At 66.8% G+C, this 26569-nt stretch carries 25 protein-coding genes and 1 tRNA gene; 13 read left to right on the forward strand and 13 right to left on the reverse strand.

Annotated elements, in window-relative coordinates; all coding sequences use genetic code 11:
• Window positions 1-7: 7 nt before the first annotated feature.
• Window positions 8-1492: a PAS domain-containing protein gene (locus BLU18_RS09480; RefSeq protein WP_092634353.1), complete on the reverse strand. Its 1485-nt coding sequence runs from the start codon at window positions 1490-1492 to the stop codon at window positions 8-10.
• A 130-nt stretch (window positions 1493-1622) separates the two neighbouring features.
• Between BLU18_RS09480 and BLU18_RS09485 the strand changes: the two genes are divergently transcribed.
• Complete coding sequence (locus tag BLU18_RS09485) at window positions 1623-3080, forward strand: ATPase domain-containing protein (protein ID WP_092634355.1); 1458 nt, start codon at window positions 1623-1625, stop codon at window positions 3078-3080.
• A gap of 3 nt (window positions 3081-3083) precedes the next feature.
• Here BLU18_RS09485 and BLU18_RS09490 read toward each other — a convergent pair whose 3' ends face one another.
• The 3 genes from BLU18_RS09490 to BLU18_RS09500 form a co-directional block, all read right to left on the reverse strand.
• Window positions 3084-3581 carry an acyl-CoA thioesterase gene (locus BLU18_RS09490; protein WP_092634357.1) on the reverse strand — a complete coding sequence of 166 codons (498 nt, stop codon included), beginning with the start codon at window positions 3579-3581 and terminating at the stop codon, window positions 3084-3086.
• Between the two features lie 42 nt (window positions 3582-3623).
• Window positions 3624-4088, reverse strand: a complete 465-nt coding sequence (locus BLU18_RS09495) for a bifunctional nuclease family protein (protein ID WP_092634359.1) — start codon at window positions 4086-4088, stop codon at window positions 3624-3626.
• Window positions 4089-4217: 129 nt separating this feature from the next.
• Window positions 4218-4844, reverse strand: coding sequence for an ArsR/SmtB family transcription factor (locus BLU18_RS09500; RefSeq protein WP_092634361.1), 627 nt, complete (start codon window positions 4842-4844; stop codon window positions 4218-4220).
• A gap of 172 nt (window positions 4845-5016) precedes the next feature.
• On the opposite strand from BLU18_RS09500, the gene dpsA reads away from it, so the two are divergent.
• Window positions 5017-5565, forward strand: a complete 549-nt coding sequence (gene dpsA, locus BLU18_RS09505) for a DNA starvation/stationary phase protection protein DpsA (protein WP_092634363.1) — start codon at window positions 5017-5019, stop codon at window positions 5563-5565.
• A 61-nt stretch (window positions 5566-5626) separates the two neighbouring features.
• Here dpsA and BLU18_RS09510 read toward each other — a convergent pair whose 3' ends face one another.
• Window positions 5627-6940 (reverse strand): glycerate kinase type-2 family protein, encoded by a 1314-nt coding sequence (locus BLU18_RS09510; RefSeq protein WP_394327337.1) that lies wholly within the window; start codon window positions 6938-6940, stop codon window positions 5627-5629.
• 61 nt (window positions 6941-7001) lie between these two features.
• Between BLU18_RS09510 and BLU18_RS09515 the strand changes: the two genes are divergently transcribed.
• Window positions 7002-8690, forward strand: coding sequence for a TraB/GumN family protein (locus BLU18_RS09515; protein WP_092634367.1), 1689 nt, complete (start codon window positions 7002-7004; stop codon window positions 8688-8690).
• Window positions 8687-9316 carry a zinc metalloprotease gene (locus BLU18_RS09520; RefSeq protein WP_092634369.1) on the forward strand — a complete coding sequence of 210 codons (630 nt, stop codon included), beginning with the start codon at window positions 8687-8689 and terminating at the stop codon, window positions 9314-9316. The genes BLU18_RS09515 and BLU18_RS09520 overlap by 4 nt, the downstream gene beginning before the upstream one ends.
• Before the next feature lie 24 nt (window positions 9317-9340).
• Here the strand turns inward: BLU18_RS09520 and BLU18_RS09525 are convergent, their stop codons facing one another.
• Window positions 9341-10507 (reverse strand): MFS transporter, encoded by a 1167-nt coding sequence (locus BLU18_RS09525; protein ID WP_092634371.1) that lies wholly within the window; start codon window positions 10505-10507, stop codon window positions 9341-9343.
• Between the two features lie 176 nt (window positions 10508-10683).
• Between BLU18_RS09525 and BLU18_RS09530 the strand changes: the two genes are divergently transcribed.
• Genes BLU18_RS09530 through BLU18_RS09540 form a run of 3 tightly spaced genes read left to right on the forward strand, consistent with a single transcriptional unit; the run spans window position 10684 to window position 13460 of the window.
• Window positions 10684-11271 carry a TetR/AcrR family transcriptional regulator gene (locus BLU18_RS09530; protein WP_092634373.1) on the forward strand — a complete coding sequence of 196 codons (588 nt, stop codon included), beginning with the start codon at window positions 10684-10686 and terminating at the stop codon, window positions 11269-11271.
• Entirely contained in the window at window positions 11268-12677 is a 1410-nt protein-coding gene (locus BLU18_RS09535; protein ID WP_092634375.1) for an MATE family efflux transporter, read from the forward strand. Before BLU18_RS09530 ends, BLU18_RS09535 begins: the two co-directional genes overlap by 4 nt.
• A gap of 42 nt (window positions 12678-12719) precedes the next feature.
• Complete coding sequence (locus BLU18_RS09540; RefSeq protein ID WP_092634378.1) at window positions 12720-13460, forward strand: proteasome assembly chaperone family protein; 741 nt, start codon at window positions 12720-12722, stop codon at window positions 13458-13460.
• Between the two features lies 1 nt (window position 13461).
• Here the strand turns inward: BLU18_RS09540 and corA are convergent, their stop codons facing one another.
• Window positions 13462-14457: a magnesium/cobalt transporter CorA gene (gene corA, locus BLU18_RS09545; protein WP_394327335.1), complete on the reverse strand. Its 996-nt coding sequence runs from the start codon at window positions 14455-14457 to the stop codon at window positions 13462-13464.
• The gene (locus tag BLU18_RS14890) at window positions 14454-14618 is read right to left on the reverse strand and encodes a hypothetical protein (RefSeq protein ID WP_176791222.1); all 165 of its coding nucleotides are present in this window, start codon (window positions 14616-14618) and stop codon (window positions 14454-14456) included. Before BLU18_RS14890 ends, corA begins: the two co-directional genes overlap by 4 nt.
• A gap of 95 nt (window positions 14619-14713) precedes the next feature.
• Here BLU18_RS14890 and purM point away from each other — a divergent pair, with 95 nt between their 5' ends.
• Window positions 14714-15697 (forward strand): phosphoribosylformylglycinamidine cyclo-ligase, encoded by a 984-nt coding sequence (gene purM / locus BLU18_RS09550; protein ID WP_092634381.1) that lies wholly within the window; start codon window positions 14714-14716, stop codon window positions 15695-15697.
• A gap of 111 nt (window positions 15698-15808) precedes the next feature.
• Here purM and BLU18_RS09555 read toward each other — a convergent pair whose 3' ends face one another.
• Complete coding sequence (locus BLU18_RS09555; RefSeq protein ID WP_092634383.1) at window positions 15809-16348, reverse strand: CBS domain-containing protein; 540 nt, start codon at window positions 16346-16348, stop codon at window positions 15809-15811.
• A 92-nt stretch (window positions 16349-16440) separates the two neighbouring features.
• On the opposite strand from BLU18_RS09555, the gene BLU18_RS15325 reads away from it, so the two are divergent.
• On the forward strand, window positions 16441-16599 hold the full coding sequence (locus tag BLU18_RS15325) for a DUF7563 family protein (protein ID WP_449272128.1): 159 nt from the start codon (window positions 16441-16443) through the stop codon (window positions 16597-16599).
• Between the two features lie 17 nt (window positions 16600-16616).
• Here BLU18_RS15325 and BLU18_RS09560 read toward each other — a convergent pair.
• Both BLU18_RS09560 and BLU18_RS09565 read right to left on the reverse strand, forming a co-directional pair.
• Window positions 16617-16724: transfer RNA gene (locus BLU18_RS09560), tRNA-OTHER, on the reverse strand.
• 178 nt (window positions 16725-16902) lie between these two features.
• Window positions 16903-19134: a CDC48 family AAA ATPase gene (locus tag BLU18_RS09565; RefSeq protein WP_092634385.1), complete on the reverse strand. Its 2232-nt coding sequence runs from the start codon at window positions 19132-19134 to the stop codon at window positions 16903-16905.
• A 185-nt stretch (window positions 19135-19319) separates the two neighbouring features.
• On the opposite strand from BLU18_RS09565, the gene larC reads away from it, so the two are divergent.
• Complete coding sequence (gene larC, locus BLU18_RS09570; protein WP_092634387.1) at window positions 19320-20645, forward strand: nickel pincer cofactor biosynthesis protein LarC; 1326 nt, start codon at window positions 19320-19322, stop codon at window positions 20643-20645.
• Here larC and BLU18_RS09575 read toward each other — a convergent pair.
• Window positions 20642-21370 carry a hypothetical protein gene (locus BLU18_RS09575; RefSeq protein WP_092634389.1) on the reverse strand — a complete coding sequence of 243 codons (729 nt, stop codon included), beginning with the start codon at window positions 21368-21370 and terminating at the stop codon, window positions 20642-20644. The genes larC and BLU18_RS09575 overlap by 4 nt on opposite strands.
• Window positions 21371-21456: 86 nt before the next feature.
• Here BLU18_RS09575 and radB point away from each other — a divergent pair, with 86 nt between their 5' ends.
• On the forward strand, window positions 21457-22149 hold the full coding sequence (gene radB / locus BLU18_RS09580) for a DNA repair and recombination protein RadB (protein ID WP_092634392.1): 693 nt from the start codon (window positions 21457-21459) through the stop codon (window positions 22147-22149).
• Here radB and BLU18_RS09585 read toward each other — a convergent pair.
• A complete protein-coding gene (locus BLU18_RS09585; protein ID WP_092634394.1) occupies window positions 22144-23286 on the reverse strand; it encodes a CBS domain-containing protein in 1143 nt (380 codons plus the stop codon). The two genes, radB and BLU18_RS09585, sit on opposite strands and share 6 nt — an antisense overlap.
• Window positions 23287-23415: 129 nt before the next feature.
• Here BLU18_RS09585 and BLU18_RS09590 point away from each other — a divergent pair, with 129 nt between their 5' ends.
• Both BLU18_RS09590 and BLU18_RS09595 read left to right on the forward strand, forming a co-directional pair.
• A complete protein-coding gene (locus BLU18_RS09590; protein WP_092634396.1) occupies window positions 23416-24165 on the forward strand; it encodes a potassium channel family protein in 750 nt (249 codons plus the stop codon).
• Between the two features lie 186 nt (window positions 24166-24351).
• A complete protein-coding gene (locus BLU18_RS09595; protein WP_092634398.1) occupies window positions 24352-26499 on the forward strand; it encodes a PAS domain S-box protein in 2148 nt (715 codons plus the stop codon).
• Window positions 26500-26569: the final 70 nt, after the last annotated feature.

Consider the following 26569-nt stretch of genomic DNA (forward strand, 5'->3'; position numbering starts at 1 on the left):
CCGCCGATTACGACCCGACTTCACGGCCCGGGACGGAGATTTCGACGACGCTCCCCGACGACTCGTCGGTCGAGATAGAGAAGCGCCCCCCCGCCTTGGTGATGACCCAGTAAATCATCCAGAGGCCGAGCCGTTCGGCGTGTTCGAGGGGCGTCTCCCCGCCTTTCAGCACCGTGATTTCGTGTTCGGGGATGCCCGGACCGTTGTCCTCGATTTCGATGTCTATCCACCCGTCGTCGCGTTTCTCCATCCAGACGCTCACCCGCGGAGTCGGCGCATCGTTGTGCTTGATGCCGTTCTCGATGGCCTCTTCGAGTGCGGCCACGATGCCCGGCGCCTGCACCAGACACGCCTCGTCGGGTAGCGTCGTCGTGATTTCCGCGTCGGGATAGTGGTCGCCGAGCATGTCGACGATGCGGAGGATGTCCTCGGTCAGGTCGATGCCCGTCGGCGACGACCCGTCGAGCGAGATGATGCGCTCGATTTCCTGAACCGACTCCGCCAGCCCCATCAGGTTGATAGCCGCCTCCGTGACGATGTCGAGTGACTCCGGTTCGTCGCCGTCGGCGAACTCGTCGCGGAGTAATTCCACATGGCCCTCGATGACGTTCATCTTGTTTTTCAGGTTGTGACTGAGGACGCGATTCAACACGTCCAGTCGTCGTTCCTTGAGTTTCCGGTCGGTAATCTCCGTCTGGAAGCCGACGAAATTCGTCACGTCGCCGCCCTCGTCGTGGACCGGAGAAACGTCGATGTTCTGCCAGATTCGCTCGCCGGTCTTGCGGTAGTTCACGATGTCGACGGACACTGGCTCTGCGGCGTCGATGTGCTCTCTGAGGACCCGCCGCGTCTCGGGGTCGGTGTCTTCGCCCTGCAGGAAGCGACAGTTGCGGCCGAACGCCTCCGTGCGGTCGTAGCCGGTGATATCTTCGAAGCGTTCGTTCGCGTAGACGATGGGGTTGTCATCCTGACTGGGGTCCGTGATGACGATGCCTATCGTCGCTTCCTCCATCGCTCGCTCTTTCAAGCGGAGGTCCGCCACGACGCGTTCGAGTTCGCGTGACTGCGCGGCGAGTTCGGCGGCCGTCTGTCGGCGCTCGATCTGATTGTCGAGTCGCGACCTGAGCGCCGCTTTCGCCGTCGGGATTTCGATGACGTCGTCGACGTACTCCCACACGGACGTGCCGATGGTGTGGGCGTCGTTCGACGGGACCAAGAGGACGAACGGCAGGAAATGCTCCGCGCTCTCGCGCTCCGATTCGATGGTGGTCGAAACCCGCGAAAATTCGGTGTGGCCGACCAGACAGCAGTCGAAGTCGGTCTCGAGGTCGGCGACGTCCGTCGTCGTCTCGACGCGGTACTCGTCCGCCAGCGTCTCGCTCAACAGATCGCGGTTCCGCCCCGACTGCATGAACAGGAGGACGCGGGGCTCCGCGTCGCCCGGCGTGTCGCTGTCGCCAGCACTCGCCGTCTCGTCGGAGTGATGTGACATCTGTGGGGGGAAGTGACGGCTTCGTTTCTACCTCCAAGTGGTCCGCATACCTAACTGTTATTACCAAAATAGTAACACGAGTGCGAACGCGGACTGCCCTTTATTATCACGGGCGGCCTACGACGAGCTCATGCCCGCATCGTCGACCGAACGCCTCGCGACTGGTATTGATGGGTTAGATGACATTCTCCACGGCGGCTACCTCTCCGGCCGGAACTACATGCTCCGTGGGCCGCCGGGGTCCGGAAAGACGATGCTCGGCCTCCACTTCTTGCAGGCGGGACTCGATGCGGGCGAGACGGGTCTGTTCATCAACTTCGAGGAGCACCTGTCTGACCTGATAGCCAACGTCGACTCGCTGGGCTTCGACACCGACCGCATCGACTTCCTCGACCTGAGTCCGACGGCGGACGTCTTCGTCGAGGGTGGGGCCTACGACGTCTTCGAGGCCTCGGAGGTGGAACAGGAACCGTTCCGCGAGGCAATCGTCGAAGCGGTGACGGATGTCGAACCCGACCGGGTGGTCGTCGACCCGCTGACCCAACTCCGATACCTCTCGTCCGACGACTACCAGTTTCGCAAACAGGTGGTCGGCTTCATGCGCTATCTCCGCTCGGCGGGCGCGACCGTCCTCTTCACCGTCCAAGACGCCCAAGCGGACCCGACGCGTGACCTCGAATTCATCGCCGACGGGACGATTCGCCTGTCGACGGACGGCAACGCCCGCTCCGTCGCCGTCCCCAAGTTCCGCGGGTCGGGTACGCGAAGCGGCGACCACGCGTACCGCATCGACGACGACGGCGTCCACGTCTATCCCGAACTCGCGCCGGGCGACCACAGTCGGTCGTTTACGCCGAAGCAGGTGTCTTCCGGCGTCGACGAAATCGACTCGCTGCTCAACGGAGGCATCGAACAGGGAACCGTCACCGTCATCAGCGGTCCGACTGGCGCGGGCAAGACGACGCTCGGCACGCAGTTCATGAACGAGGGGGCCGAACGCGGCGAGCGCTCCGTCGTCTACCTGTTCGAGGAGGGTCGCGGGACGTATCTCCGCCGCGCCGAAGCCATCGGCATCCCGGTCCGACAGATGCTCGACCGCGGCACGCTGGAAGTCCGAGAGGTCGACGCCCTCGAACGCTCGCCACAGGAGTTCGCGCAGATGGTGCGGACCGACATCGAGGACAACGACACGCAAATCGTCATGCTCGACGGCATCGCGGGCTACCGACTGACGCTACAGGGCGACTCGGAGACGGTGCTCACCCGCCTCCACGCCCTCGGCCGCTATCTCAAGAACGTCGGCGTGACCACCATCTTCATCGACGAGACGAAGAACATCACCGGCGAGTTCAACGCGACTCAGGAGAACATCAGCTACCTCGCCGACAACATCGTCTTCCTGCGCCATCTCGAACTCCACGGCGAGCTACAGAAGGCAATCGGCGTCCTGAAGAAGCGAACCAGCGACTTCGAGCGTACGCTCCGACGGTTCGAAATCACCGACGAGGGCATCGTCGTCGGCGACCCCCTCAGGGGGATGCACGGCATCCTCCGCGGGACGCCGGAACTGATAGACGACGGGGACTGACCGTCAGCGGTCGCGGTAGGACTCCATCTCCTCCACGAGGCGTTCGAGCTGGGCGGCCCGGTCGTCGAGGGCCGCCTCGCGCAGGCGACGCTCTCCCTCGGTCGGGCATTCGAGGTCCGGAACCGGCGTCGGCGTGCCCTCGTCGTCGACGGCGACGAAGGTGAAAAACGAGGTGGTGGCGGTGTGTTCGGTGTCGGTCCGCGGGTTCTCGGCGCGCACCTCGACGGCGATATCGAGGCTCGTTCGCCCCACGTCGTAGACGTAGGCTTCGACGACGACGACTTCCCCGAGGTCGATGGGGCGCTTGAAGTCGACGTGTTCCATCGACGCCGTGACGACGCCCTCGTTGGCGAAGCGCATCGCCGAAATCGCGCCGCAGACATCCATCCAGTGGAGGACGACGCCACCGAGCGCTCGCCCGTGCGTGTTCGTGTCGTTGGGGAGGACCATCTCCGTCATCTCGGTGTGTGACTCCGCGAGGGTCGCGGTTTCGTCTGTCATGGCCGACCGGTCGCTCTCGGGGGGCAAAAGTTCCGCCGATAGCTACCGCGGGTCGTCGTCGAAGTCCTCGACGCGGTCGGGTTCGAACTCGTCTTCCGGGCGCCCGGCGTGGTCGAGCACTTCGTCGGAGACGGTGATTGGGCAGTCGACGCGGACCGCGAGGGCGATGGCGTCGCTCGGCCGGGCGTCGAAGACGAACTTCTGGGGTTCGCCCCGGTCGTATCGCTCGATGTCCACCTTGGCGTAGAACGTCCCGTCCGCGAGGTCATCGATGCGGACCCCGTCGACGGCGCCGCCGAACTCCGTGAGCATCTCGACCAACAGGTCGTGTGTGAGTGGCCGGTCGAACGGCTCGTCGGACCGAGCGAGTTCGATGGCTCGCGCCTGGTCGGCGGTGATGACGATGGGAAGATATTCGGACCGAGCGGTCAGTAGAACGGCAGGGACGTTCGCCCCGTCCTCGCTCGTGCCCACCCCGATGCCGGTCACCTCGGCGGTGTGCTCCATGCGCCTCCGGTTGGCGCGGGAAGTATGAATAACACGGGGGTGGGAGCCATGTCGGTTCCGGTAGCCGTCGCCTACCGCTCGTTCCGGTAGCCGTCGCCTACCGCTCGTTCCGGTAGCCGTCGCCTACCGCTACCGTCGCACGTACCACACGGCGCCCACGACGGCGAGAGCGAGGAGGCCGCCGAGGAAGAAGAGCAGTCCCGGCGGCAGGCCAGAGGCGGCGCTGGCCGTGGTCTGTGCCGTTTCCGTTCTCATGGTCGAGACGCCGCCACCGCTCCCGCCCGCGTCGGCGCCGCCGGTCTGTCCGACGAACGGGGGCCCCTCGGCGTACCACTGGACGAGGAGGCTCCCGATACCGAGGAGTCCGAGTGCGCCGAGGAGGTTCGTGAGCGCGCTCTGGAGGCCCTCACTCTCCTCTTCGGAGCCGGCGAAGACGACGAGCGGACGGTCGGCCGGCGCGTAGCGTTTCATCTCGCGGCCTTTCTCGGAGTAGACGGTGTCGGCCACCTCTATCAGCCCAGCGTCCTCGAGGTTGCCGAGGTGGTACTGGGCGTTCTGGAGGGAGGTGTCGACACTGTCGGCCACGTTCGCGGGCGTGTCCGGTTCGTCGTGGAGGGTCGCGAGCACCTCGCGGGCGGTGTCGGAGGAGAGCGCCGACAACAGGTCGTCGGCGTCCTCGCTGTCGAGGCCGATGACGCGGGGGTCGGCCTCCTCCGCCGCGGCGGCGTCGGGACGCGAGGGCAGCAAGTCTGCCATGAGGCCGGCTACGCTCTCCCCGGGTACAAATCTTCCTCTCTCATCTCGGACACAACCGGCGTGAGAGACGGCCGGTAGCGACCCCAAATGTGCCGAATATCGGCGTTTCAAAGCGTGTTAACTGGTCACAGCGAAAAGTGGTAAGTGGGTGGAGACCCAACAATAGATTGCAATGAGTACGCAAGAGTCCGTCCGACAGCAGGCCGGTACCGTCGAAGCCAGCGAAGCCCTTCGACTCGACCAGGAGAAGACCGAACAGCTCGTCGAGGCGCTCAACACCGACCTCGCCGCGACGTACGTCCTCTACCACCAGCTGAAAAAGCACCACTGGAACGTCGAGGGTGCGGAGTTCCGTGACCTCCACCTCTTCCTCGGCGACGCCGCCGGAGACGCCGAGGAGGCAGCGGACGAACTCGCAGAGCGTGCACAGGCGCTCGGCGGCGTCCCCCTCGCCGGCGGCAAAAACCTCGAAGAGAACGCGCCCGTCTCCCCCGAGGGCGACGATGTCTACGACATCCGGACCTCGCTCCGCAACGACATGGAGATGTACGGCGACATCATCGAGACGGTCCGCGACCACGTCGACCTCGCCGAGGGGCTGGGCGACCACGCCACCGCGGAGATGCTCCGTGAACAGCTCGTCGAACTCGAAGCGCACGCCCACCACCTCGAGCACTACCTCGAAGACGACACGCTGGTCACCGACGCGTCGACGCAGTAACCTCTCGACGGCTTGCTGACGGGGCGCTCTTTGCCCTCGCTTTTCGATTTCCGCCCAGTCCCTACTCCACGACCAGCACCCGCAGGTCGTTGACGTTCGTCCCCGTCGCACCCGTGCTGATGATGCTGTGACCGTCGAGGTAGCCGTAGGCGTCGCTCGAGTCGAGTGCCGCCCGCGCCGCCTTCGCGTCCTCGACGGTGTCGCTGTCGACGACGGCGCCCGCGAAGTCGCTACTCCCGTCGCGGCCGTCCGTGTCGACGCAGGCCAGCGTCGCGTCTTCGGGGAGTTCGATGGCGGCGGCCAGTGCGAATTCGGCGTTCGGACCGCCCTCGCCGTCGCCGCGCACCGTCACCGTGGCTTCGCCGCCGGAGAGGACGACTGCGGGCCCCGATATCGGGTTCCCCGTCGCGCCGACTTCCTCCGCCACGGCGACGTGGGTGAGGGCGGCCTCGCGGGCCTCGCCCCGGACCGACGAGGAGAGGACGCAGGTGTCGTAGCCGCGGTCGGCGGCCACCTCCCGCGCCGCCTCGATGGCCGTGAAGCCGTCGGCGAGGACGTGGTTCGTCACGCGGTCGAAGACGGGGTCGTCTGGACCGGGCGTCTCCGGCAGGTCGCCCGCCGCGCCGGCCTCAAGTCGCTCTCGGACCGCCGCCGGCGGGTCCACGCCGTAGCGCTCCAGTACCTCCAGCGCCTCGGCGTAGGTCGACTCGTCGGGCGCGGTCGGCCCGCTCGCGATGACGCTCAGGTCGTTGCCGACCACGTCGCTGAAGGCGAGGCTGACGACCGTCGCCGGGGAAGCGAGATCGGCCAGTCCGCCACCTTTCAGCGTCGAGAGGTGCTTGCGGACGGCGTTGAGCGCGCCGATTTCCGCGCCGGCGTCGAGGAGTGCGTCGGTCGTCGTCTGCAGGTCGTCGAGCGAGATACCGTCGGCCGGCGCGGGGAGCAACGCGCTCCCCCCACCGGTGATGATGGCGATGACGAGCGTTCGCTCGTCGGCGTCGGCGACGAGGTCATGAATCCGCTCGGTGCCGTCGACGCCCGCCTGACTGGGGACGGGATGGTCGCCCTGCAGGCGTTCGATGCGTTTGCCCTCGCTCGGTTCGGGCGTGACGACGGCGCCGGCGCTGAGACGGTCGCCGAGGACGGTCTCTAGCGCGTCCGCGACGCCGTCGGCCGCCTTCCCGCCGCCGACGGCGACGATTCGGTCGACGCCCGTCAGGTCGTACGTTGCGTCCGCGACGTGGAGTCGGTCGCCGTCGAGGCGGACCGACTCGGTGACGACGTGTCCCGGCCGCGCGGCGTCGATGCCCGCGCGAACGCAGGCCAGCGCCGTCTCCCGGCCGCGGGTCGATGCCAGCGTGTCTTCGTTCTCGATGGAGACCATACCCCGCCTCTCTCCGACAAGGGTAAAAAGCGTGCCCCAGTAGCGAGCGCCAATGAGCGACCCCGCTACGTCGACCGGTCGCGAGGGAAGTGTCAGGGTCGTTGGCACGGCCCACGTCTCCGCGGACAGCGTCCGAGAGGTCGAAGAGGTCATCGACGCCGAACGACCGGACGTGGTCGCCGTCGAACTCGACGAGGGTCGCTACCGGCAGATGCAGGGCGAGACGCCCGACGACATCGAACCCGGCGATCTGCTCCGGGGCAACACCGTCTTTCAGTTTCTCGCCTACTGGATGCTCTCGTACGTCCAATCGCGGCTGGGCGACCGGTTCGACATCGAACCCGGCGCCGACATGCTCGCGGCCGTCGAGACGGCCGAGGAGTTGGGCATCGACGTCGCACTCGTCGACCGCGACATCCAGACGACAATCCAGCGGTTCTGGTCGCGGATGGGGCTACTGGAGAAACTCAAACTCGTCGGCGGCCTCGCGTTCGGCCTCACCGACGCCCGCGGCATCGGCATCGCACTCGGCGTCTTCGTCGGCATCATCGCCGGCCCGCTCTTGGGCCTGTTCGGCTCCTCCGTGGGCCTCTCGACGTTCGTCCTGACGCGTGTCACCGGCGGTGTCGCCGTCGCCTTCGGCGTCGGCCTCTTCGTCCACACCGTCGCTGACGCCTTCGGCGTTCGCGACCCGGACCGACGCATCGTCGTCGCGGTGGGCGCCGCCCTCGCCGCCGGACTCGTCGGCGGCGTCGGCCTCGGCCTCGCCGACGGCTTCGTCGCATCGCTCGGGACGTTCGTCGTGCGCGTCGTCGGCAGTCTCACCCTCGGCATCGTCGGCGGCGTGACCGTCGGCCTCCTCGCCGGCACCGTCGCCGCCGCACTCGGCTACGGCACCGCCAGCGAGGACGAGTTCGAAGAACTGGACGTCGACGAACTCACCGACGCCGACGTGGTGAGCGTCATGATGGAGGAGTTCCGCGCCTTCAGCCCGGAGGGCGCCCGCGCGCTCATCGACGAACGCGACGCCTACATCGCCCACGAACTCGTCCGCCTCCGCTCGTCGGGTGCGGACGTAGTCGCCATCGTCGGCGCCGGTCACCGCGAGGGCATCGAAGCCTACCTCGAAGCCCCCGAGACACTCCCGCCGTGGGAGTCGCTCGTCGGCACCGACTCCGGCGGCGGCGGGATTCCGTGGCTGAAACTCGTCGGCGTCCTCCTTTCCGTCGGCTTCGTCGTCTTCTTCGTCCTTCTCGCGATGGCCGGCGTTCGGGATACGTTCCTCCTCCGTCTCTTCGCGGCGTGGTTCGTCGTCAACGGCGTCTTCGCCGCCGGCCTCGCCCGCCTCGCCGGCGCCCGCTGGGACTCGACGCTCGTCGGCGGCCTCGTCGCGTGGATGACGTCGGTCAACCCCCTGCTCGCGCCCGGGTGGTTCACCGGCTACGTCGAACTCCGCCACACCGCCGTCAACGTCGCGGATATCGGCCGGCTGAACGAACTGCTGAGCGACGAGGAGACGCCGATTCGAACTCTCGTCGGGCAGATGTTCGACGTGCCGCTCTTCCGACTCATCATGATCGTCGCGCTGACGAACGTCGGGAGCATGATTGCCAGCCTGCTCTTCGCGGCGTACATCCTCCCCCAGTTCGCGACGGAAGTCGGCGGCATCGACGGGGTCTCTCGACTCATGATAGAGGGGGCGCGCAACAGCGCCGAACTCCTCTGGAGGACGCTCGCGTGAACCTCACCTTCAGCTCCCGGGAACTCCGGGACCTCGCCGTGGCGTGGGTCGTCCTCGGCGTCGCCTTCGCCATCTTCTTCGCCGGCGGCGGGAGTCGCGCGCTCTCGATGCTCGCCAGCGAGGGACTGGTTCGGCCGCTCCTCGTATCCCTGCTCACCGCCGGCCTCGGCTTCCTCCTGCACGAACTCGCGCACAAGGTGGTCGCGGTGCGCTTCGACCAGGTCGCCGAGTTCCGCGCCGACTACAACATGCTCTTTCTCGCGGTCATGAGCGCGCTCATCGGCTTCCTCTTTGCCGCGCCCGGCGCCGTCCACCACCGGGGGCGACTCACCAAACGCCAACACGGCCTCATCGCACTCGCCGGTCCCGTCACGAACGGCCTGCTCGCGCTGGTGTTCGCGCCGATATTCGTCGCGGGGCTTCTCGTCGGCTCTCCCCTGCTGTCGCTCGTCGGCTCTCGCGGGGTGGCTATCAACCTCTTTCTCGCGGCGTTCAACCTCGTCCCCATCGGCTCGCTCGACGGGCGGACGGTGCTGGACTGGAGCAAGGGCGTCTTCGCGCTCACGTTCCTCCCCGCCGCCGCACTCGCGATATACGTGGTGTTCGTGCTCGGCGTCGGGTTCTGACGGCGCGTTGCGGCGACGCGCTCGTCAGTGGTGCGCTTCCGACTGCGCGAAGCCGAACTCGCTGAACCGACCGAGGAGGACGAAGAGGCCGACGAGGACGGTGGCCGTTGCGAGGGCGTAGGGCACCGTCGCGCCGTAGTGCTGGCCGATGTAGCCGGCGGTGATGGGCGCGAACGCGCCGCCGACGAACCGGAAGCTGTTGAACGCGCCGGAGGCCATCGAGCGACTGTGGCCGGAGACGCCCATCGCGAGCGTCGTCAGGTTCGCGTTCAGGAGGCCACAGACGAGGCCGGCGACGACGACGAGAGCGACGAGGAGATTGGTAGCACCACCGGAGAGCCACATCACGCACAGAATCAGGGCGAAGGTGGTGAGGCCGCCGGCGGTGGTCTTGCGCGTCCCGAACACTTGGTTCAGGCGCGGTGAGAGGATAGCAGAGCCGACGATGACGAGCGTCCCCCAGCCGAAGAACACGAGGCCGAGTTGGAACGAGCCGAGGCCCAGAACGAGTGGCGTGTACGCGAGGAGCGTGAAGAAACCGAACGTGTACAGCAGGCCGACGACGGCGTTCGTCCGGATGCCGCTGTGACGGAACGCGCCGAGCACGTCGCGGACGGTCTGTCGGCGCTCGGATTCGGGTTCGCTGATGGTCAGGGCGACGAACACGAACGCGACGACCATCAGGATGCTCGTACCGGCGAACGGGAATCGCCAGCTCTGCTCGCCGAGGACCCCGCCGATGAGCGGGCCACAGGCGATGCCGAAGCCGAGCGACGCCTCGTACAGCGAGATGGCGGCTTCACTGTTCCCGGCGGAGACGCCGACGATGATGGCGAGTGCCGTCGTGGTGAACAGCGCGTTGCCCATCCCCCAGATCCCGCGGAGAATCGCGAGGGTTTCGACCGACGAGGCGAGCGCGCACGCCCCCGCGAACACGGCGACGATGCCGAGGCCGAGGAGGAGCGTCTTCTTGCTCCCGATGCGGGTGGCGAGTGCCCCGGCGAACAGCATCGCCCCGCCCATCACGAGGAGATAGCTCGTAAACAGGAGTTCGACCATGAAATGACTCGCACCCATCGTCTGGGCGATGCTCGGGAGAATCGGGTCGACGATGCCGATGCCGAGAAAGCAGACGAACGTCGCGAGCGCCGTCGCGAGAACCGCTGGATGATATTTCGAACGGAGACCCATACCTCCTCTCGATTCCTCGGCGTTCAATACCCTGTCGCTCGCCGATGTGTCTCCGTCACACGGTCGCATAGCCGTCTCTCTCGCGTGTCTCCGGTCTCTCGGTCGCACGCGCGGATGGCGGCGTCGCCTCGTTCGCTTCCGAATCGCTTTTTGCTGACTGACCGGTCAGTTACACCGTGACCGGCGACGACACCCCTACCGACGACATCATGTGCGCGACGTATCGCGCGCTCTGTCGGCACGGGTACGCCAACCTGACGATGCAGGACATCGCGGACGAGTGGTCGAAGAGCAAGGCCGCCCTCCACTACCACTACGACACCAAGCGCGGCCTCCTTCTCGCCTTCCTCGACCACCTCTTCGACGCTTACACGGACCGGGTCGCCGACGACGGCGACGGGCCACCCCGAGAGCGACTGCAGACGCTCCTCGCCGACGCACTCGACCCGCCGCGGACGGACGCCTCCCAAGAGCTTCGCACCGCGCTGTTCGAGGTCAAGGCCCAGGCCCCCCACGACGACGGCTTCCGCGAGCGTCTGGCGCGATTCGACCGCTACCTCCACGACGAGGTTCGCGGCATCGTCACCGAGGGCGTCGAGACGGGCGCCTTCCGCGCCGATATCGACCCCGAGACGACGGCGACGCTCCTCGTGACACTCGTCAACGGCGCCCGCTCCCGACGCGTCGCCCTCGACGACGAGGCGGGCGTCCCCGACGCGGTTCGCGCGTTCGTCGACGACCACCTCGTGGAGGCCGACGAATGAACGTCCCCGACCTGTTCAAATCCCGCGACGAGTTCGACCTGACCAGCGGCGACGTTGGCAAGCCACTCTTCTATCTCTCCTTACCCATCGTCGTCACGAACCTGTTGCAGACGGCGTACAACCTCGCGGACACCTTCTGGATCGGCCAGTACAGTACGGACGCCCTCGCAGCCATCAGTTTCGCCTTCCCGATGGTCTTTCTCATCATCTCGCTGGGGATGGGGCTGGCGGTGGCGGGGAGCATTCTCGTCGCGCAGTACACGGGGGCGGACGACCCCTCGGCGGCGGAGTACGCCGCCTCCCAGACCGTCGGCTTCGCCGCCGTCGCGTCCGTCCTCCTCGGCGCCCTTGCCTACACGTTCGTCGGCGACGTCCTCGACCTCTTGGGCGCCGCCCCCGACGTGTTGCCCCTCGCGACGGCGTACATGGAGATCATCTCGCTGGGCATCTTCTTCATGTTCGGCTTCTTCGTGTTCATCTCGCTCATGCGGGGGTACGGCGACACCATCACGCCGATGCTCGTCATGCTCGGCTCCGTCGCCCTCAACGTCGCGCTCGACCCGTTTCTCATCTTCGGCTGGTGGATATTCCCCCAGTGGGGAATCGAGGGCGCGGCCATCGCCACCGTCTTCTCCCGGGGACTGGCGCTCGTCGTCGGCCTCTGGATCATGGTCTCGGGGCGACGCGGCGTGCGGATTCGCCCCAGTGACGTGATTCCCGACCTCGGATACGGGTGGCGACTCGTTCGCATCGGCGTGCCCGCCTCTATCGAGGGCACCGGCCAAGCCATCGCCATCAACCTACTCATGTTCATCGTCGGCACCTTCTCGACGCCCGTCGTGGCCGCCTTCGGCATCGGCGTGCGGGTGTTCTCGGTTATCTTCCTCCCCGCCATCGCCGTGTCTCGGGGCGTCGAAACCATGTCCGGGCAGAACATCGGCGCCGGCAAACCCGACCGGGCGGCCCTCGCCGCGGGCGTCGCCGCCCGCACCACGTTCGTCGTCCTCGCCGCTGCGGGCGTGGTTACGTTCGTCTTCGCCGACCCCATCGTCGGCCTGTTCACGACCGACCAGTCCGTCGTCGACGTGGGCGCGAACTTCCTCCGCTACGTCGCGCCCTCCTTCGGCTTCATCGGCATCATGCGCTCGTACAACGGCGGCTTCCGGGGCGCGGGCAAGACGCTGACCGCCGCGGCCATCGCCGTCTCGATGCTCGGCCTCGTCCGCCTCCCGATTGCGTGGGTCGCGTCGCGGTTCATGGGCCCGCCCGGCATCTGGGTCTCCTTTTTCATCTCCAATATCGTCGGCGCCGTCCTCGCCTACGCCTGGTTCCAGCGCGGCACGTGGCGCTCCGCCACTCCGGAAACGCCGACCACCGCCACCGCAGACGACGTGGCCGACGACTGATCGCCGGCAACGCCTAAGTCGGTTCCCGCCCTCTCTTGACCCATGCCAACGACTCCCCCGAACGCCGGGTTTCGAATCTCCAACGACACCGAGCCATCGACGACTGTCGTCGCCGGCTTCTCCGCGTTCGGGCTAGCCGGTCTCACCGCCGCCGACTACCTCGTCGACCACCTCGACCTGACCGAGACGGGTCACGTCTCCACCGACTCGCTCCCCCCGATTACGCCGTTCGAGGAAGGGCGTCCGCGCCACCACTCGCGACTGTTCTCACGGCCCGACCTCGACCTGACCGTCCTCGTCAACGAACTGTTCGTCCCCGGGCAGGCGGCGGACGACTTCGCCGACGCCCTCCTCTCGTGGACCCGCGACAACGGTGTCTCCGAAATCGTCGTCCTCTCCGGCGTCCCGTACGCGCACGGCCCGGACGACCACGCGACGTTCTACGTCGCCTCCGACGACTACCGGACGCACCGCCTCGCCGACACCGACGTATCCCCGATGGCGAAGGGCTTTCTCGACGGCGTCGACGGTGCCCTGATGCAGCGCGGTATCGAGTCACCGCTTCGGACGGCCGTGTTCATCACTCCCGTCCACGAACAGGTGCCCGACGTCACCGCCGCGATTCGACTCATCGAGACGTTCGACCGGGTGTACGACCTCGGTATCGACGCCGGACCGCTCGAGGCCTTCGCCCAGAGCGTCGAGCAGTACTATCAGGACCTCGCCGAGCGTCTCGAAGCGGTCGACGACCAACAGGTGCCCGAAGACCGGATGTACATGTGACTCACAGCCAGTCTTCCGACCGGAAATACCAGAGCATGATGGACGCGGTGAGCGCCATCCCCACGAGGACGGCTGGGTAGCCGAACTGCCATCCGAGTTCGGGCATGTTGTACGGCCCGCCGTCGAAGTTCATGCCGTAGACGCCGACGACGAACGTGAGTGGCAGGATGATGGTCGCCACGACGGTCAGGCGCTTCATCACTTCGTTGGTCGACTGCGAGAGCGTGTTGAGGTAGATGTCGCGTGCGCCACTCGCCAGGTCACGATACGTCTCCACGAGGTCCACGTGTTGGACGAGGTGGTCGTACACGTCGCGGTAGTACTTCTCGGTCGACTCCTGGACGTGTTCGGCGTCGCCGCGAGCGAGGACGCTCAGCGCGTCCCGTGTCGGCCACACGATTCGCCGTATCGAAAGGAGTTCCCGCCGCAGGCTATTGAGAATCTCCAGTGTCTCCGTGTCCGGGTCGTCGATGATGCGGTCTTCGACGGCCTCGATGTCGCGACCGATTTCGTCGAGGACGGCGAAGTACTCGTCGACGACGGCGTCGAGGACGCGATACGCGGTGAAGTCAGCGTCGTGATGGAGCAATCGTGGCTCTTCCCGACGCACCCGCTCCCACACCGTCTCGACGGCGCCCGTCTCCTCGATTGCGATGGTGACGATCCAGTCGTGGCCGAAGAACAGCCCCACCGGCTGGTCGCGAATCTCCTCCTCGAAGGTCGTCTCGCCACCGCGGAGACTGGCCGTCTTGACGAGGACGAACGTGTGCTCCGGGAACAGTTCGACCTTCGGGCTGACGTTGCTCTGGACGTCCTCTATCTCCAGTGCGTGCAGGTCGAAAGCGGCGCTCAGTCGCGCGAGTTCGTCCTCGGTCACGTCGGAGGCGCGAATCCACGTGGTGCCGGCCTCGACGCGGGCCGCGCGGAGCGACTCGGCGTCCGTTCCTGTTTTCGTCTCGACGGTGTCGCCGTCGTAGACGAGCGTCCGAATCGTCACGCGCCGACCCTCCGGTGGTCACCGATGGCCGCGAGCGTGATGCCGACCATGACTGCCGTTATCGAGAACCCGCGTCCCGGATAGGCGACGACGAGGCCGCCGACGTAGCCGCCGACGCCGAGTGCGGTCAGGCCGGCGCCGAGGATGAACGTCCGGTCCATGCACCAGCCACGCACGGCGCTCACCAAAGAGTACCGGCTGTCGAGCCATCTCGGCAAACGGTGTGCTTTTGCGTCCGGCCGATGGGATGTAGCGCATGGACGACGCGGGCGAGGACACTGACGACGAACTGACCTACGCGGCGACCGGCGTCGACATCGAAGAGAGCGAGGCGGCGACGGCGGCACTCGTCGGCGCCGTCGGCGAGAGCGCCGGCGACTACGCGGGCCTACTCGACATCGGCGACCGCTATCTCGGCTTGGCGACCGACGGCGTGGGGACGAAACTCCTCGTCGCCGAGGCGCTCGGCGACTACTCCACGGTCGGCATCGACTGCATCGCCATGAACGCCAACGACCTGGTGGCGGCGGGCGTCCGCCCCATCGCCTTCGTCGACTACCTCGCCGTCGACGAACCGGACGAGACGTTCGCCGAGCAGATCGGCGAGGGACTGGCCGAGGGCGCCGAGCGCGCCGATATCGACCTCGTCGGCGGCGAGACGGCGGTGATGCCCGAGGTGGTCAAGGGACTGGACCTCGCCGGCACCTGCGCGGGACTCGCGGCGAAAGACGGCATCTTCCCCGGGAGCGCCGAGACGGGCGACGCCCTCGTCGGCGTGCCGTCATCGGGTATCCACTCCAACGGGCTGACGCTGGCGCGGACGGCCGTCACGCGACAGGGCGCGTACACCGACCCCTGTCCGTTCGGCGACTACGACACGCTCGGCGAGGCGTTGCTCGAACCGACGCGCATCTACACGGACCTGCTCGACCCGATGCGCGCGCACGGCGTTCACGCCGCGGCCCACGTCACCGGCGGCGGGTGGACCAACCTCGAACGCCTCGGCGACTTCCGGTACGTGGTCGACGACCCCTTCGACCCCCAGCCGGTGTTCGATTTCGTCCAAGAGACCGGCAACGTCTCCGACGAAGAGATGCACCGCACGTTCAACATGGGCACGGGCTTCGTCGCGGCGCTCGACCCCGACGACGCCGAGTCGTTGGCCGACGCCGTCGACGGGCGCGTGATTGGCCGGGTCGAAGACGGCGAGGGCGTCGCCATCCGCGGACTCGACCTGTAGCGAACAGGTGTCCGCTCGGGAGACGGAACGGGCTGGACACACACGCGCGAACCCGTAGCCGCGTCACTCGTTAGCGCACGTTCCGGGTGGCCGCGCTCTCGGACAAAAACGTCAGGAGAGTTCGGCGGCGATGTCAGCCTCGGTGATGATGCCGACCGCTTCGCCGCTGTCGGTCACGATGACGGCCTTGTAGTAGTCGAGGAGGTTGCTTATCTTGTCGACGGAGTCCTCGCGGGAGACGGTCGGGAACTGCTCGCTCATGATTTCAGCGACGGCCTTCTGGCCGACGTTCTCGCCCGCTCGGCGGATGTCGCTGTAACTGATGGACCCGACGGGGAGGCCGCTCTGTAACACCGGCAACTGCGAGAAGGCGGCCTCCTCCATCCGGCGTTCGGCATCGGCCACGGAGTCGTCCGGTGCGACACTGACCAGCGTCTCGTTCATCAGGTCCTCGGCGCGCACGACGCTACCTTCGGCCTCGTCGAGGGCATCGACGATTCGCCGCAGCGTCGACAGTCGCGGGTCGACGTCACCGCCTTCGATTCGGGCGATTAGTGGCTGTGACACACCCGCCATCTCGGCGAGCGCGCTCTGTGTCAGGTCCAGCGAGTTCCGTCGCTCCCGTAGGTCCTGCGACGTTGGTAGCTCCATACCGGGTGATAACTAATGGTTATTAAAATTACTTTCGGCTATCGTCGTCGGTGGCCCAAATACTTATGATGTATCTGACGTGAATTCGACTCATGCCAGAGTGTCAGAACTGTAACTCGTTCGTCACTCCCGCGTACGCTAGGGTGTTCACGCCGAACGGCGTCGACGAACCCCGAGTCTGCCCTCGTTGTGAGGACGTGGTTCGGGACGGGACGGAGGTTCGTGACGCTCGCTCCCCACGTAATCCTTGAGAACAGCGGTCCGCGAGTGGAAGGGGCGGGATTCGAACCACGCGAAGCCATTTACCGGCCGCAGAGCGGCCGTTTCCCGCCGACTCGGGGCCGGCGGAGACGCTCTACCACTGAGCCACCCTTCCACCTAAAAGTAGGCCGACGAGTCACTAATACGCGTTGGTGGGGTCGTCGTGACCGCGTGAAGCTCCACCTCATCATCCGTTGCGGTGGAATCCCGCGGCTCAGACCGAGACGCTACCGTGTTCGAGTGGTGGTGTGTCGAAGCACGCAAACGCCCCGCGAGAAAGGGACTTCAGCGGGTTACTGGAAGCCGATGCGGCCGCCGCTGCCGCGACCGGCGAGACCCTCGCCGCCGCCACCGCCCTTGAACTGCTCTTGGACCTGGTCGTAGTAGTCCATGATGTCCTCGGTGATGGTGGGCCGGACGTTCTCCATCGCCTGCCGGAAGTGACGCATCTCGATGGACTCGGCGTCGTCGTCCTCGCGGAGGGCGACCATCCCCGCCTCGCGGGCGATGCTCTCGAGGTCGGAGCCGACGTAGCCGTCGGTTATCTCCGCGATTTCGCGCAGGCTCACGTCGGGGGAGAGCGGCGAGTCCTCCGTGTGAATCTTCAGAATCTGCTCGCGACCCTCCTGTTCGGGTTCGCCGATGAACACGAGGCGGTCGAACCGACCCGAGCGCAGGAGCGCGGGGTCGATCATGTCCGGGCGGTTGGTCGCGCCGATGACCATCACCTCGCCCATCTCCTCTAGCCCGTCGAGCTCCGTGAGGAGTTGGTTGACGACTCGTTCGGAGACGTTGTTACCGGCCTCGTTGCCGCGGGACGGCGCGAGCGAGTCGAGTTCGTCGAAGAAGATGACTGTCGGGGCCACCTGTCGGGCCTTTCGGAACGTCTGCCGAATGGCCTTCTCGCTCTCGCCGACCCACTTCGACAGCAACTGCGGGCCGCGCACGCTGATGAAGTTGGCGTTGGTCTCGTTGGCCACCGCCTTCGCCATCAGCGTCTTCCCCGTCCCCGGCGGGCCGTACAGCAACACGCCCTTCGGGGGTTCGATGCCCATGCGGTCGAACTTCTGTGGCGAGGAGAGCGGCCACTCGACGGCCTCCTTGACGTTCTGTTTGGGTTCTTCCAACCCGCCCACGTCGTCCCACGTAATCTTCGGGAGTTCGACCAACACCTCCCGCATGGCGGAGGGTTCGACCTCGTTGAGCGCACCCCCGAAGTCGTTGTCTTTGACGATCATGCGGTCGATGAGACTCGGCGGAATGTCCTCCTCGTCAAGGTCGATTTCGGGGAGGTAGCGCCGGAGCGCTTTCATCGCCGCTTCCTTCGTCAGGCTCTCGATGTCGGCGCCGACGAAGCCGTGGGTTTCGTCCGCGAGGTGGTCGAGACTCACGTCGTCCGAGAGCGGCATGCCCCGGGTGTGAATCTGGAGAATCTCCTTGCGGCCCTCCTCGTCGGGGACGCCGATTTCGATTTCGCGGTCGAACCGGCCGGGACGACGGAGCGCGGGGTCGACGGAGTCGACGCGGTTGGTCGCCGCGATGACGATGACCTGTCCTCGCGTTTCGAGGCCGTCCATCATCGTCAGCAGTTGGGCGACGACTCGGCGTTCGACTTCGCCGGTCACGTCCTCGCGCTTGGGCGCAATGGAGTCGAGTTCGTCGATGAAGATGATAGAGGGCGACTCGTCTTTGGCGTCCTCGAAGATTTCGCGCAGCTGCTGTTCGGACTCGCCGTAGTACTTCGAGATAATCTCCGGGCCGGCGATAGAGAAGAAACTCGCGGAGGTTTCGTTGGCGACGGCCTTGGCAAGCAGGGTTTTCCCCGTCCCCGGCGGGCCGTGGAGGAGAACACCCTGCGGGGGCTCGATGCCCAGCTTCTTGAATATCTGCGGGTGCTTCATCGGGAGTTCGACCATCTCCCGGACGCGCTGAATCTCGCTTTGCAGGCCGCCGATGTCTTCGTACGTGATGCCGCCGCCGGTCTTCTCGAAGCCCGAAATCGGCTCCTCACGGAGTTCGACGTCGGTGTCCTCGGTGACCAGACAGACGCCCTCTGGCTCTGTCTCGACGGCGATGAGCGGGATGGCCTGCCCCGGCGAGCGCATGAACGGGTGGTTCGTGCTCGACATGACGGGCACGATGTCGCGCTCGACGACCGGTCGCTTGAGAATCTGGCGTTTCACCATCCCAGCGGCGTCGGAACCGAACTGGACGCTCGCCTCCTCCGGCGGCGCGAGGACGAGTTTGTCGGCTTTCGTCGCTTCCGCCTTCCGGATGGTGACACGTTCGCCGATGCCCACGTCCGCGTTCTGGCGCGTGAACCCGTCGATTCGGACCGTGTCGGTGTTCCAGTCCTGCCGGTCGGCACGCCACACCTTCGCAGCAGTCGTGTCGGCCCCCTCGATTTCGATGATGTCACCTGGCGACAGCTTCAGGTGAAGCAGCGTATCGGGGTCGAGCCGGGCGATACCACGTCCCGAGTCGTTCGGGTACGCCTTCGCCACTTCGAGTTGCACTTCGTTCATGATGATTCCGCGAGGATGGTGGGGTTTCCGCCGTGATGCGGGATAAGTTTGTTGCTACCCCCGACCGAGTTCCGGGACGGCACCGCTACCTGTGTCATACAATAACATACGAACGGGGCGTACAAACCCCTACCGATTCCGGAACCGGTCGCAAGCCGTTTGGCCGTCGGGTGCGACGAGCGCGTATGAAGACGCTCGCGTTCGACGGCCGCATGGGAGCGAGCGGCGACATGCTCTGTGGGGCGCTTATCGCCGCCGGTGCCGACCCGTCCGTCCTCGACGACGCCGCCGACGCCCTCGACGTGCGCTACGCCGTCGGGTCCACGACGAAAGCGGGAATCGAAGCCACCACCGTCGACGTGATTTTGGACGGTGAGGCGGGCGACGACGACTCGCACGACCATTCTCATTCACACGACCACAGCCACGACGACTCCCACGACCACTCTCATTCACACGACCACAGCCACGACGACTCCCACGACCACTCTCATTCACACGACCACACTCACGCCGAGGGTCACGGCCCCAACCGCACCTACGCCGAAGTCGTCGCCATCGTGGAATCGCTCGACCTCCCCGCCGCCGTCGAAGCCGACGCTCTCGGTGCCTTCCGGCGACTCGGCGAGGCGGAGGCGACGGTCCACGGCACCGACCTCGACGACACTCACTTCCACGAAGTCGGTGCCGACGACGCCATCGCCGACGTGGTGGGTGCCTGTCTCCTCCTCGCCGACCTCGACGTCGAGCGAGTGGTGACGACACCCGTCGCGGCCGGCGGCGGCACCGTCGAGATGAGCCACGGCACCTACCCGGTCCCGGCACCCGCCGTCGCCGAAATCGCCGCCGGCGCCGACTGGTCGCTCCGTGGCGGCCCGGTCGACCGGGAACTCCTCACGCCGACGGGGGCGGCCCTGCTCGCCGAACTCGCAGACGGCGTCGAGCGCGTACCGACGCTCGATATCGACGCCGCCGGGTACGGCGCCGGCGACGCCGACGTGCCGAACCGGCCGAACGTGCTCCGTGGCCTCGTCGGCGACGGCGAGGGCGGCCTGCGCCGCGAGGAAATCAGCGTGCTGGAGACGGCCGTTGACGACGTGACGCCGGAGGTACTCGGCGGGCTTCAGGAGACACTCGCCGAGGTGGGGGCACGCGACGTGTCCGTCGTCCCGACGACGATGAAGAAATCCCGGCCCGGCCACCTCGTGAAGGTGGTCGTCCACCCCGCAGACGCCGAACGCGTGGCGCGCCGCCTCGCCGAGGAGACGGGGACGCTCGGCGTGCGCGAGGGCGGCGCCGGCCACCGCTGGGTCGCGGACCGAACCGTCGAGACGGTGACGCTCGACATCGACGGCGTGACTCACGAGGTAGATGTGAAAGTCGCTACCGACGCCGACGGCGTCGTCTACGACGTGAGCGGGGAGTACGACGACGCCCTCGCGGTGGCGGGCGAGACTGACCTGTCCGTGCGCGACGTGTTGCGGCGGGCCGAAGCGGCCGCCGAGACCTAGCGCTCGCGGTGTTCGGTCAGCGCCTCTTCGATTGACAGGTCGCCGGTGGCGACGCGGCGGGCGAGGGCGTCGTCGATGGTCCGGTCGTCGGCCGACACCTGGCGGGAGCGGTCCTTGATTCGCTGGAGTTCGCCGGCGGTGGGGTCGACCTCTCGCGAGGTCACGCGCTCGCCCGACAGTCGGGCGATGTTGACCGCGGCGAGGACGTCGTCCATCCCCCGCGCGCCGCTCCCGAGGTAGGGCGTCGTCCCCGTCTCGTCGACGAGTTCGACCGTCACGTCTTCGAGATCGTTGACGAGGCGGGCGCTCTGAATCCGTGCCCCGTCGCCGATGCGAACGAGTGGGTCGGGCGCGTCGGCCACCTCGTCTCGAATCGTCTCGACGGCGTCGCCGAGTGGCACCTGGAACGCGGCGACGACCGTCTCGCCGGAGAGGACGGCGATGCCCGGCCGCGGACCGGGGTCGACGCCGACGACCGTCCGTCCATCGCCCCCGCGCAGGTGAGCGAGTGCTTCGTCGACGGCGCGGCGTGCCTCGTCTGCCGTCGCGGTCACGTGGTCGACCTCGCCCGTCGGAACTGGGTCATCGGGGGCGGTGACGACGACCGACGCGCCGTCGGGGAGGTCGTCGCCGGGTTCGACGGTGGTGAACGTCACGCCGCGCTCTCGGAGGCGGTCGACGACCTCGTGGTACAGTTCGAAATCCGCGGTGGCGACGACGATCACGCCACTGCTTCGGTCCCGTCGCTGTAAAGCGTGTCGTGCCGGCCGCGGTGTCGAGGGTTTATGACCCACAGCGACCCAGTGCGTGTGTGTCCGAGCCAGTCCCCATCGGCTGTCCACCGCTCGACGACCTGCTCGGCGGCGGGTTCGAGCGCGGCACCGTCACGCAGGTGTACGGCCCGCCGGCCGCCGGCAAGACGAATCTCGTGCTCTCGGCGGCAGTCCAGGTCGCCGCCGCCGACGGGACGGCCGTCTTCATCGACACCGAGGGACTCTCTATCGACCGCTTCCGCCAACTCGCCGAGGCGACCGCCGACGGCGACGACGTGGAGGAACTCACCTCCCGCATCGTCGTCTCGGAGGCTCACGACTTCGAGGAACAGGAGGAGGCGGTCCGGGACGCCGCGGACCTCGCCCCGCGTGCCGACCTGATCGTCCTCGACAGCGCGACGGGCTTCTACCGACTCGAACGCCACGACGACGACGCGGGCGAGACGCTCCGGCGCGTGGGCCGGCAGGTGACGCATCTGCTCTCGCTCGCTCGCAAACACGACCTCGCGGCGGTCGTCACGAATCAGGTGTTCACCGACCCTGACGGCGAGCGGTCGAAGGGCCTCGGCGGCCACACGCTCGACCACTGGACGGGGACGGTGCTCAGACTCGACCGGTTCCGCGGCGGCAACCGTCGAGCGACGCTAGAGAAACATCGGTCCAAACCCGCCGGCGAGTCGGCGGCGTTCCGCATCACCGGCGAGGGACTGGCCGCGAGCGACGACCTATAGTTCGCCGAGCTTCCGGAGCAGCTGGCCGCGGTACTCCTCGTCGGCGATGAGGCCCTTCACTTCGAGGACGTTGCGTTCGAGCGTGTCGGCGGCGACGTGGAAGGCGTGGTCGGCGCCGTACCCCTCGCCCGTGCCGGCGACCTGGCCGCGGTTGGTCCGCAGGCGAATCTGACACTGGATGAGCGGCGTCCCGCGGAGTTTCTCCTTGTGTTCGTGGAAGCGAACGTGGGCGTGCTGGACCTGCATCTCCTGGTATTTGTCCGCCACCCCGGTAATCTCCTCGACGATTTCCTCGCGGCTGATGGTGTCGAGCAGCGCCACGTTGGTGATCTGGACGTCCATCTGCCCCTCCTCGGTGAAGGTGAGCGCGCGGAGCACGTCCGTCTTGGTGAGGACGCCGGCGACGCTGTCGCCGCCCTCCTCGTCGGTGACGACGAGCCCGGAGATGTCGTTGTCGAGCATCCGTCGGACGGCGTCTTCGACGGTTTCGTCGCCCGTGGCGGTCAGCACGGGGCTGCTCATGAGGTCGTACACCGGGATGTCGAGCATCCGGTCGAGGTCGCCGCGGCGGTCACCGCGTCCCTGCCGGTCGGCGTCGCGGACGACGAAGTCGACGATGTCGTGCGTGGTGAGCACGCCGGTGAGGTAGCCGTCCTCGTCGACGACGGGCAGCCGCGAGATGCCGTGCTTGCGAAGGCGGTTGATGGCCTGTCCGACGTGGGACTGCTCGTTGACGGTGACGACGTCCGCGGTCCGAATCTGCTCGACGGTCAGCGCGTCGAGGCTGTCGAGCACCGCTTCGAGGATAGCGTCGGCGGTGACGATGCCCCACAGATTCTCGCCCTCGTAGACGGGCGCAATCTTGGTGTTGCCCTCGACGAGCACGCGCGCCACTTCGCGGACGTCCTCGGTCCGGTCGACCCGCGGCGCAGACTTCATCAGCACGCTCGCTTTCGTGTCGTTCTCGATGCGCGAGCGAACGAGGTCACGCTCGCCGATGACGCCCGCGTATTCGCCGTCGCGCGTGACGATGAGTCCCTTCGGATTTTCGCGCTCGAAAATCGAACGGACCTTCCCCAGGCGCTCGCCAACGTCGACTTCGGTGTAGTCGGAGATGGCAATCTCGGAAATATCCATGGGTGTACGTGCAGCGCACGATGGCTTGAAAGTTGTTCCTTCGACCTAACTGGTGAGAATCACCCCGCCGACGCGGTAATCTTTGCGCGGAGGTCTACGCTTTAGGCCCACAGCGGCGTTGCGGCCACGGTGGCCCGTTCGAACGTGCCCATCGTCGCGAACCGGTGGCTACTGCGCCGCGTCGCCCGCCCCGTGGTGGCGCTCGTCGGCGTCGTCGTCGCCGGTGTCGCCGGGTTCGTCTACGTCGGCGGCGTTGGTCTCGTCGACGCGGCGTTCTGGCTGCTCGACCCGTCGAGTATCGCGCTGTACTACCAGACCCGGTCGGGACCCGTCGAGCGCGTCAAGACGTTCGCCATCGTCGTGCGTGTGGCGCTCGTCGCGGCGCTCCTCTGGACCGGCGAGACGGCGTTGACGGCGGCGTTCGGCGGACAGATTCGGGAGGAACTCAAACGCGTGAAAAACCAACGAGAGCGAGCGTCGGTCGACGACCACGTCGTTATCTGTGGCTACGGCATGTTCGGACAGACCGTCGCCGAGCGAGCGCGGGCGCGTGACCGCGATGTCGTCGTCGTCGAGAGCGACCCGGCCCAGTACGAACGCGTCCTCGATGACGGCTTCCTCGGCGTCGAGGGCGACGCCAGACACGAGGGCGTGCTGGCGGACGCGGGCGTCGAGCGTGCGTCGTCGCTCGTCGCCGCCATCGACGACTCGAACGCGAACATCCAAATCGCCCTCCTCGCGACCCAGCTCGCACCGGACCTGACCGTCGTCGTCCGCGTCGGCGACGAGACGTACGAATCCGTCGCCCGCCACGCCGGCGCCGACGAGGTCATCATCCCCGAAGTCGCCGGCGGCGAGCAGGTGGTCGACCGATGGTGACACGCATCGCGTATCACGAGCTATATTTGCTGGCCAACAGATGACCCGGTAACTCACACGCTTCACCTATGCAGACACCGCACACGTCCCGTCGCCCGAACGCCCCGACAGACCGTCGCGAGCAGCACGATAGTCGAATCGGCTGGCCCGTCGCGTCTGTAGCACGCTATCTGGAGACGTAATCGAATGGCAACGACGGACACGCTCGAACGCCTCGACGAAATCGTCCTCCTCCACGTCGACGACGACGCCTCGTTCGCCCAACTCGCGTCGACGTTTCTCGAACGACAGGACGACCGCTTCCGCGTCGAGACGGCGACCAGCGTCGACGAGGGCCTCGCCCGCCTCGACGACTGCGACGTCGACTGTATCGTCTCCGACTACGACATGCCGGGACAGACCGGCATCGACTTCCTCGAAACCGTCCGTGACCGGGACGCCGACCTCCCCTTTATTCTCTACACCGGCAAGGGGAGCGAGACAGTCGCGAGTGACGCGTTCTCGGCCGGTGCGACCGACTACCTCCAGAAAGCGAGCGGCACCGAGCAGTACACGCTCCTCGCGAACAAGGTGACAAACTACGTCGAAAAGTACCGCGCCGAGCGCGAGGTTCACCGCCGGTCGCGGGCGATGCAGACGGCGACGGAGGGCATCGCGATTCTCGACGCGGCGGGCCGATACGTCTCGCTCAACGAGGCCTACGCGGACATCTGTGGTATCGCCCCCGATGACTTGGTCGGCGAGTGTTGGGACCGCACGCTCACGGACGCCGAAGCCGAGCGACTTCGGGCCGAGGCGTTCCCGAAACTGGCGGCGCAGTCGCCGTGGAGCGGGGAGGCGACCGGGCGCCGCCCCGACGGGAGCACGTACCTGAAGCAGCTCTCGCTCGCACCCCTCGAAGACGGCGGTCACGTCTGTATCGTCCGCGACATCACCGAGCAGCGAAAGCGAGAACGGGAGCGTCGTCGCTACGAGCACATGCTGAACGCGATGACCGAGTGTGTCGGCATCTACGACCACGAGGGGCGGTTCGTGGCGGCCAACGAGTCTCTCGCGTCCTTCTACGACTTGGACCCCCAGACGCTCGAGGGTCGGCACAGCGCGCTCATCCAGCGGCTTCGTGATTCCGCCGAAGACGACCCGTATCGAGAGTTGCTCGCCGGCGAGCGTGACGAACTCTGCGGCGAGTTCGAGGACGACTTCCCGAACCACGGACACGCGCTGGTCGAATATCGGTTCACGCCCTTGACCATCGACGGCGACATCGAAGGGGCCGTCGGCGTCGCCCGCACCGTTACCGACCGCGAACGACGCGAGTGGCAGTTCCGCCGCTACGAGCGCATCGTCGAGGTGTCAGGCGACCCGGTCTACACGCTCGACACCGACGGCAACTTCACCTTCGTCAACGACCGGTTCGTCGAGCTGACCGGCTACGACCGGGACGCGATTCTCGGCGAACACGTCTCGCTCCTGATGGACGACGAGGACATCGAGACGGGGCGACGGCTGATTACGTCTCTCCTCACCGGCGACGACGACCGGGACACCTTCGAGATGGACGTCACCACCGCGTCGGGGAGCGTCTGTACCTGTGAAGCCAACGTCGCACTCGTCGTCACCGACGGAGAGTTTCGGGGCACCGTGGGCGTCCTGCGCGACATCACCGAGCGCAAACGGCGCGCGGCGGAGCTCCGACGGAAGAACGACCGCTTGGAGCGGTTCACCGACATCGTCAGCCACGACCTTCGCAACCCACTCAACGTCGCGCAGGGCCGTCTCGAACTGGCGCGCGAGACGGTCGACGACCCCGACCACCTCGACACCGCCGCCGCGTCGCTCGACCGCTGTCAGCGACTCATCGACGACCTCCTCTCACTCGCCCGAGACGGGAAGTACATCGACGACACCGAACCGGTCTCGCTCGCCGCCGCCGCCCGAGAGAGCTGGCGACACGTCGAAACCGGCGACGCGACACTCGCCGTCGACACCGAGGCGACGGTCCGCGCTGACCGAAGCCGCCTCCACCAACTCCTCGAGAATCTCGTTCGCAACGCCGTCGACCACGGCCCGACGGGAGGTGACCGAGCGGCGACTCTCACCATCACCGTCGGCGACTGCCCCGACGGGTTCTACGTCGCCGACGACGGCCCGGGCATTCCCCCGGACGAACGCGCTCACGTGTTCGATTCGGGCTACTCCACCAGCGCAGACGGGACGGGGTTCGGCCTCAGCATCGTCCGCGCCATCGCGGAGGCCCACGAGTGGTCCGTCGCCGCCACCGAGAGCGACGACGGCGGCGCCCGCATCGAGGTGACGGGTGTCGAGTCCGCGTAGAGCGGGCTGGATGAGTTGTCGGCGAAGGGACTAGTCCACACAGACCAGTTTACTTTTCAACATAGTGTAC

The organism is Haloplanus vescus, assembly GCF_900107665.1.
In the GTDB taxonomy this organism is placed as follows: Archaea; Halobacteriota; Halobacteria; order Halobacteriales; family Haloferacaceae; genus Haloplanus; species Haloplanus vescus.